Below are 8,181 nucleotides of genomic sequence, written 5' to 3'. Positions count from 1 at the left end.
ATTGCTATATCAGGCAAGTCCTATTGTCAATAGGCTTTGAGACGCGCTAACCCTGTATCGTAAAGGGTTAACACCTTTCATGCGCGGGTTAGAAATTGGTATGGCTCATGGTTATTTACTAGTTGGCCCAGAGGTTGTGGTTGGTCCTTTGCGAGAATCTGCACATGGAACCAATCTCAGTGGATTAATTACCTCCATATATATAGCTTTATCAGCCTGTTTAGGGATTTCCATTTTTGCAATTACTACTTTCCAAGGAAATCCTAGAGGAGCTTATAATTCATATTCTAAAGACCTGCTTAGACCACTAAAAACTCGTGAAGAATGGAGTCAATTGAATGGTGGAATTTTTGTTGGTGCAATGGGTGGCGCCATATTTGCCTACTTTCTACTAGAAAATTTTGATTCTTTAGATGCCATCTTGCGAGGTGCAGTTAACGCTAGTTAATCAAGCTTATCTTTGAATTTTTGGAGATGCCCAGAAGGTGGATTGCATAAACTTTTCAACTTTGAATTCATGAGGAGAATACATCATGGTAGATATAACACAACTAACAGGTGATTATGCCGCTTCATGGCTACCCTGGATAATGATTCCCTTAGTATTCTATATCTTGCCTTTTCCAGTGTTTGCTTTAGTATTTATCTGGATTCAAAAAGAAAGTTCTCAAGACGAAGTATGAGCCTCCTAATGAATTCATAACAACAATTACGAATTACGTTAGCGAGTCCGCGTACTCCTGCCCAGAAGCAAGCTAGCAAGAGCATCTGTCTGCGACACGCTGCCGCGTTCGTAGAGAGCGTCAAAAGAGTCAGGAGAGCAGGGAGCAGGAGTAAAGACTGAGACGGAGCACTCCGCCTTTCTCACAAGTTCGGAAGTTGGTAAATAAATCAGCAGTTTTGTTAACTGCTGGTTATTTTTATAAAAAAAAATATTATTTTCCTACACAACGGTACAGAGCAAGCGGATTTATCTGTGAAGGGAAAGAAAAGAATTGTGTTGAGGCACCTAGTGCGAAACACAAGATACTAAAGTAATTGCAGCAGTGATTGTCTTATCCACACCGTGGATTCATGATGGCAGCAAAATCACAGCCATGAAAACTAGTAAATATTGCCGATTATACGGAATTACGGAAGCGATGCCTGCGATGGTCACTGAGCCAAGTCGTACTCCTACGGGGCAAGCTACGCGTAGCGTCTCGTAGAGAAGTTCAGGCTACGCCGACGCGCCTTTTAATCTACTTCCATTTTCAGTGTTTCCATAGTTTATTACCTTTAAAGACGGCAAACACCACTCGGACGTTACGGTTCACCCTAATTGCTGAAAGTATTAATTCTCATACATTAGACAGAGTGAAGGCAAATTAATCCATGAACCAACTAAAAACACAATTTAGTTAGTTTAACCGTCCCAAGCAAGGTTCGGGAAACCACCCTTCATGGACTGGCTACCACTAAGCTTCAGTATATATATCAGCATAGTCTGGAGTTTTAACCCCAGCAAAGCCAAATCAAAGGTATTCATGCTGAACTGGCTGATTTATTGACCCCGTTGGTTCAAAATTTAGTCCTTTATATTCTCATTCATTCATTTGTAGTTATACGGAGCCAGCACCTAAAATGGCAAAAGTAGTTGGAATTGACTTAGGAACAACGAACTCCTGCGTGGCAGTGATGGAAGGTGGTAAACCCACAGTAATTGCTAATGCTGAAGGTTTTCGGACAACGCCATCAGTAGTCGCATTTGCGAAAAATGGCGACAACTTGGTTGGTCAAATCGCCAAACGCCAAGCGGTGATGAACCCCGAAAATACGTTTTACTCAGTCAAACGCTTTATCGGACGCCGCTACGATGAAGTGAGTAATGAAGCTACGGAAGTTTCTTACAAAGTCCTCAGCAGCAACGGCAATGTCAAATTAGATTGTCCGATAGCTGGTAAACCATTTGCTCCTGAAGAAATTTCTGCAAAAGTTCTTCGCAAATTAGTTGAAGATGCCAGCAAATACTTGGGTGAAACTGTAACCCAAGCTGTAATCACTGTACCCGCATATTTCAACGACTCTCAACGGCAAGCGACAAAAGACGCTGGTAAAATTGCAGGGATTGAAGTTCTGCGGATTATCAACGAGCCTACCGCTGCTTCTCTAGCTTATGGCTTTGACAAGAAGAGTAACGAAACCATTCTCGTATTTGACCTTGGTGGCGGTACCTTCGACGTATCCGTGCTGGAAGTAGGAGATGGAGTTTTTGAAGTACTAGCCACATCTGGTGATACGCACCTTGGTGGTGACGACTTTGATAAAAAAATAGTTGACTTCTTAGCTGAGAAGTTCAAGAAAGCCGAAGGCATTGACCTACGGAAAGATAAACAAGCTTTACAACGTCTGACTGAAGCCGCAGAAAAAGCCAAAATTGAGCTTTCTAGCGTTACCCAAGCAGAAATTAACCTACCATTTATCACCGCAACCCAGGATGGGCCCAAGCACCTGGATACAACCCTGACTCGCGCCCAGTTTGAAGAACTTTGCTCTGACTTAATCGACCGTTGCCGTATTCCTGTGGAAAACGCCCTCCGGGATGCCAAGTTAACCAAGAGCGATATCGACGAAGTGGTGTTAGTTGGTGGTTCTACCCGGATTCCCGCAGTCCACCAGATTGTGAAGCAGGTATTGGGTAAAGACCCCAACCAAAGCGTTAACCCTGATGAAGTTGTAGCAGTTGGTGCAGCCATTCAAGCCGGGGTACTGGCTGGTGATGTAACTGGCATCTTGCTGTTAGATGTGACACCGCTATCTTTGGGTGTGGAAACATTGGGCGGTGTGATGACCAAAATTATCCCCCGCAACACCACAATTCCCACCAAAAAATCGGAAGTTTTCTCTACCGCTGTGGATGGTCAAACCAACGTAGAAATTCACGTCCTCCAAGGTGAACGCGAATTCTCTAACGATAACAAGAGCTTGGGAACCTTCCGCCTTGATGGTATTCCTCCTGCACCACGCGGCGTCCCTCAAATTGAAGTGGTCTTCGATATTGATGCTAACGGTATCCTTAACGTCACCGCTAAGGACAAAGGCACTGGTAAAGAACAGTCCATCAGCATTACCGGCGCTTCCACCCTGGATAAAAATGACGTTGACCGGATGGTGAGAGAAGCTGAACAGAACGCTTCATCTGACAAAGAGCGGCGTGAGAAGATTGAACGCAAGAACCAAGCCGATTCTTTGGCATACCAAGCTGAAAAGCAGTTACAAGAATTGGGCGATAAAGTTCCCGCTGCTGACAAGACTAAAGTTGAAGGTTTAGTGAAAGAACTGCGGGAAGCAGTTGCCAAAGAAGACGATGAGCAAATCAAGAAGCTCACCCCAGAATTGCAACAAGCGCTATTCGCTGTTGGTAGCAACATCTATCAACAAGCTGGTGGCGGTGCTGCACCAGGTGCTGAACCTCAAGATGGCGATTCTACATCTAGCTCTGGTAGCGGCGACGATGTGATTGACGCTGATTTTACAGAGAGCAAGTAATTTCCCTACTTCTTTTAGGAAGATTCTTTTGTCCGACCTCATATTACCCACTCAGGCATTTGCCTGGGTGGGGATTTTTTTTCAGGAGTCAGGAGAGACGCGATTAATCGCGTCTGTACAAGAATTAGGATTTATAAAAAGTCCAGTTAATCCCTTATGCCATATCCACAAAGGCTTGAGAAAACGACACAATTAAAAAACCTACCCTACTGTTAATCAATAGTAGGGTTTTTTTGAAAATAACAAGATTCCTGAATTTTCTAATAAATTAATCATCTCATCTCAAACTTGGGATGATTCTGAAAATATCCTAACTTCCCAACATCTGCAAGTTATGCAAAGTAGCATAAAGCCCCTCCTGTTGCAGTAGTTGATCGTGACTTCCCTGTTCGATTAATTCGCCGCGCTTCAGAACAAAAATCCGGTCTACATTGCGAATCGTAGACAAGCGGTGAGCGATAATAATGGCGGTGCGTCTGAGCAAAAGCTGGTTTAATGCCTCTTGAACTAAAGCTTCTGTGCCAACATCCAAACTAGCGGTAGCCTCATCTAGCACCAAAATTTGGGGACTGCGAATGGCAGCCCGCGCGAAGGCTAAAAGTTGCTTTTGACCACTAGAAATATTTGTCCCCCGTTCTCGAAGTTGAGTATCATAACCTTGGGGTAGTTCTTCTATAAATTGAGCAATGTTGGTTTCTTCAGCTGCTTGTTGAATCTGTTCAATGGTATAGCCATCTCCTAAAGAAATATTGCTTTTAACATCGCCAGCAAACAAAAAGCCTTCTTGTAAAATTACTGCCATGTAACGCCGCAGTTCTGCCTGTGGTACTTCCCGAATATCGACGCCATCTATGAGAATGCGTCCTTGGGTGGGTTCGTAGAGGCGGCACAAAAGCCGGATAATCGAAGTTTTACCCGCACCGGTGGGGCCAACTAATGCCACTTTTTCACCAGGATAAATGGTGAAATCTAAGTCTTTAATTACATAATCATCATTTTTGTAGGCAAACCAGACGTGATCGAAGCGAATTTCTCCCAATTCTGGCGGGGAAGTGAGGTCTGGGGATTCGAGATTTGCCACGATCTCGTCTATGTAGCCGAATTTCGCATCAAATATTGAGAAGCGGACATTGGCGCGATCGCGGATTTCTATCGGTTCATCTAATATATCGCCTACGCGTTCAATAGCAGTGAAACCAGCTTGAATTACTGTAAATTTTTCCGCAAAATCCCTTAAAGGGTCAAATAATTGCTGGGCATATAATATAAATGCAGCTAAAGTTCCAAATGTCAAGCTTTTTCCTAACAGCAACCATCCACCCATCAACAAAACACCTGCGATCGCAATCAGACCAATCCATTCCAAGGTTGCTGAAATAAATGAATCATAAAAGATGGTTTGATCCATTTGCTGAGTGTAGCGGTTGTTCGTGGCGCGAAATAATTCGGCATTAAATCTTTCTCTGCGGAACAACTGCACTACGTTAATGCCAAGGACATTTTCTTGTAGCTGTGAGTTCAATATAGAAAGTTCTTCCCGCCCTTTGTAATTGGCTTTGCGGTACTGTTGCTGAATGTAAACAATTAACCAGGTAACTGGTAACAACATCAATAGCAGCAAGCAAGTGAGTTGCCATTGGATGGAAAACATTAAACCCAAAATCACCAGCATGGAAAACAAATTGGACACAATGCCAATTGCCCCGGTAGAAAAGACATCGCCTAACACTTCCACATCGCTGGTGATTCTGGTAATTAATTTACCTACGGGCGTGCGGTCAAAAAAGCGTACTGCTAGAGATGTCACATGTTGGAATAAGTCTTGGCGAATTGCTGCGGTGATTTGTTGCCCTAGCTTTTGTACTATGTAACCCTGGAAGCCTGTCAACAACAGTCGGATTGCGATCGCAATTACCAATAATCCCTCCAGGATATTTAGCCCTTGCGACAAGGGACGATTCCTGAGAAATTCGTAAGTGCTTGGTTCATTGCGAATTAGGGAAATGACTTGGCCAATCAACAGCGGTTGTATGGCATTAGCTAATGCGATCGGTACGAGTAAGCACATGGACAGCGCCAACAGTCGTCCGCTACGACGGGCATAGGGCACTAGGCGCAAAAACAACCGCCAGTCATTCTCACGGCGACGGTCTTGCGTGTAAGATTTTTTGAGAGATTGGTAGATGCTCATAGTAAGAGCATTATATTAATGTTTGCAAAAAAACATGCTTGTTTAAAGTAGCACATAGCCTGCTATTAAGGAATTTGTATTAATTGCTTCATAAATATCCTTGGGAGTATGGAATAATACCATACTTCTCTGTTTACGTCTTATATCTAAAGATAGAAGATTAAGGTTAAAATTTGGGAAACCTAAGAGGGGTTCATTCCCAAGAGATGTCTTGCCTACTTATCGCAGAATGCAACTGAGGTCAGATGATGCAACCTTTAAATCAAGTCAAAGAGTGGGAACAACGTCGTGATGAAGCAAACCGCTACTACCAGCGAGGGAAATTTCAGGAATCTCTCGACCTTGCAACCAAAAATTTACACTTGGCTAGAGCAATTCCAGACCGAGCTAGAGAAGGTTATACATTAAACGACCTCGGTTTAGCTCACCTCAGTTGCTGGCAACCTCAAAGAGCATTAGAGCGCTTTCAGCAGGCGCTTTCGGTTGCTATTGAAATTGACAACGTGCCAGCAGAGGCAACTGCACTTAGCAATCTGGGTTCTACCTACAGCCGTCTTGGCCGCTTTTCGCAAGCGTTGGAATATTTTGACAAAGCACTGCCAATTTTTAGGCGATCGCAAGATCCTCAAAGTGAAGTTTCTACTCTCAATGATGTGGCGCTCATTTATACGCGGTTGGGAGAACCAAAACGGGCCCTGTTGCTACAACACCAAATTTTGAGGATGCGACGATTGTTAGGTGATTTTTCTGGTGAGGCAACAACGCTAAATGGCATTGGGTTCGCTTACAACGTCTTAGGCAAGTTTGAGCAAGCTCTAGAATTTTTTCAAGCAGCACTTCCAATTCAACGAGCTGTCAAAAATTTGCTTGCAGAAGCAACCACCTTGAACAATATTGCTTCTGTCTATCATGATTTAGGAAAACCTAAACAAGCGCTGTTGCTCTACTATCAAGTTCTTTTGACACGTCAAGCAATTAGCGATCGCTCTGGTGAGGCAACAACGCTTCACAACATTGGTTTTACCTACAGCACCCTGGCACAGTATCGGCAAGCAATGAAGTTCTACAAACAAGCCATTGCAATTTATCAACAGCTGGAGGATTCTCTTGGGGAAATTTCAACTTTGCTGAATATGGGAAGTCTTTACGCCACCACCAAACGCAAAAAGTTGGCGCGATCGTGCTACCAAAATGCCCAAGAGTTAGCAGAGCAAATCGAACATCAGCCACTCCTGGAAAAAATACAGCAGTTCATAGATTCTCTATAGCGTTAAAAGGGCGGTTAGAAACTGCCCTTTTAACTTCAAGTTTACTTCCGTGTCTTTGCGTCCTAAAAAGTTTGTAACTTGGCATAACTCTAAGTAATAGGATAGAACCTAGCGCTCTCAACACAATTAACAAAGAGATGAACGTTTCTATCCGATTACTTCAAGAGAATGAGTTAGCTGCTGCTGACCATATTTTTCGGCTGGCCTTTGGGACTTTGTTAGGATTACCTGAACCAACCGAGTTTTATGGGGATGCTGCTTACATCCACCACCGCTGGAAAAGTGATCCGAATGTGGCTTATGCTGCTGAGGTAGATGGAAAACTAATCGGTTCTAACTTGGTGGTGAATTGGGGGAGTTTTGGCTATTTTGGGCCGCTAAGCGTTCATCCTGACTTTTGGAACCAAGGAGTAGGTCAACGTCTGGTTGAAGCTGCCATTTCTTACTTTGACGAGTGGAATATTCCAATGACAGGACTGTTTACTTTTGCTCAAAGTCCTAAGCATCACGGACTATATCAAAAATTTGGCTTCCGTCTGCGTTTTCTGACTGCAATTTTGGCAAAGCAAGTACAGCAATTACAGCCAATACCTCAAGGAACTAGATATTCACAGATGAGTGAGGATGAACGCACCCAAAGTCTGAAAGCAATTGCTCAACTCACTAATTCTATTTATGAAGGGTTAGATTTATCACGAGAAATTCTGACAGTTCAGGCTCAAGGACTGGGTGATACAGTGTTGTTATGGGATGATACAGGCTTGGCAGGATTTGCAGTTTGTCACTATGGGGCAGGTACTGAGGCAGGTAGTAACACTTGCTTTGTCCGATTTGGCGCGGTATATTCTGGCAATGAAGCAGGGCAACGTTTTGAACAGTTATTGGATTTGTGTGAAGCATTGACTGCGGCTCAAGGGATGTCACGTTTGGTTGCTGGGGTCAATACCAGTCGAGATGAAGCTTACCGCAGAATGCTTGCTCGTGGTTTTCGCAGTGAAATCATCGGAGTTGCAATGCATAGACCTAATGAACCGGGATTCAATCGCCCAGATGTTTTCGCACTAAGTAGGTGGGCATAAAAAAACCAGACTATGTAAAGATAAGTAAATACAGAGAATGCATCGACATGAGGTGACTTATATATGGGCGCTCGTTTAAGAGTATTTCTAACTCGTGAGCAAGATCAAACTCTGT

The 8,181-nt window shown here is 43.6% G+C and carries 7 protein-coding genes; 6 read left to right on the top strand and 1 reads right to left on the bottom strand.

The annotated features are described in order from the left end of the window. Positions 1-52 precede the first annotated feature (52 nt). The 4 genes from HWQ44_RS15690 to dnaK all read left to right on the top strand — a co-directional run bounded on the left by HWQ44_RS15690 (position 53) and on the right by dnaK (position 3,528). Positions 53-448, top strand: a complete 396-nt coding sequence (locus HWQ44_RS15690; protein ID WP_292720097.1) for a photosystem I reaction center subunit XI — start codon at positions 53-55, stop codon at positions 446-448. Positions 449-533: 85 nt separating this feature from the next. Continuing rightward, positions 534-683, top strand: coding sequence for a hypothetical protein (locus HWQ44_RS15685; protein WP_292720095.1), 150 nt, complete (start codon positions 534-536; stop codon positions 681-683). Between the two features lie 363 nt (positions 684-1,046). Beyond that, positions 1,047-1,208, top strand: coding sequence for a hypothetical protein (locus tag HWQ44_RS15680; protein ID WP_292720092.1), 162 nt, complete (start codon positions 1,047-1,049; stop codon positions 1,206-1,208). A 415-nt stretch (positions 1,209-1,623) separates the two neighbouring features. Then, the gene (gene dnaK, locus HWQ44_RS15675; RefSeq protein WP_292720091.1) at positions 1,624-3,528 is read left to right on the top strand and encodes a molecular chaperone DnaK; all 1,905 of its coding nucleotides are present in this window, start codon (positions 1,624-1,626) and stop codon (positions 3,526-3,528) included. Positions 3,529-3,838: 310 nt separating this feature from the next. On the opposite strand, the gene HWQ44_RS15670 is transcribed toward dnaK, so the two are convergent. Then, positions 3,839-5,719, bottom strand: a complete 1,881-nt coding sequence (locus tag HWQ44_RS15670; protein ID WP_292720088.1) for an ABC transporter ATP-binding protein — start codon at positions 5,717-5,719, stop codon at positions 3,839-3,841. 245 nt (positions 5,720-5,964) lie between these two features. Between HWQ44_RS15670 and HWQ44_RS15665 the strand changes: the two genes are divergently transcribed. Then, positions 5,965-6,987: a tetratricopeptide repeat protein gene (locus tag HWQ44_RS15665; protein WP_292720086.1), complete on the top strand. Its 1,023-nt coding sequence runs from the start codon at positions 5,965-5,967 to the stop codon at positions 6,985-6,987. Between the two features lie 137 nt (positions 6,988-7,124). After that, positions 7,125-8,066 carry a GNAT family N-acetyltransferase gene (locus HWQ44_RS15660; protein ID WP_292720083.1) on the top strand — a complete coding sequence of 314 codons (942 nt, stop codon included), beginning with the start codon at positions 7,125-7,127 and terminating at the stop codon, positions 8,064-8,066. Positions 8,067-8,181 lie beyond the last annotated feature (115 nt).

This window comes from Nostoc sp. JL34 (genome assembly GCF_017114945.1).
GTDB lineage: Bacteria > Cyanobacteriota > Cyanobacteriia > Cyanobacteriales > Nostocaceae > Nostoc.
The sequence above is the reverse complement of the archived record's forward strand: the minus strand, read 5'-3'. Positions and strand labels throughout refer to the sequence as shown.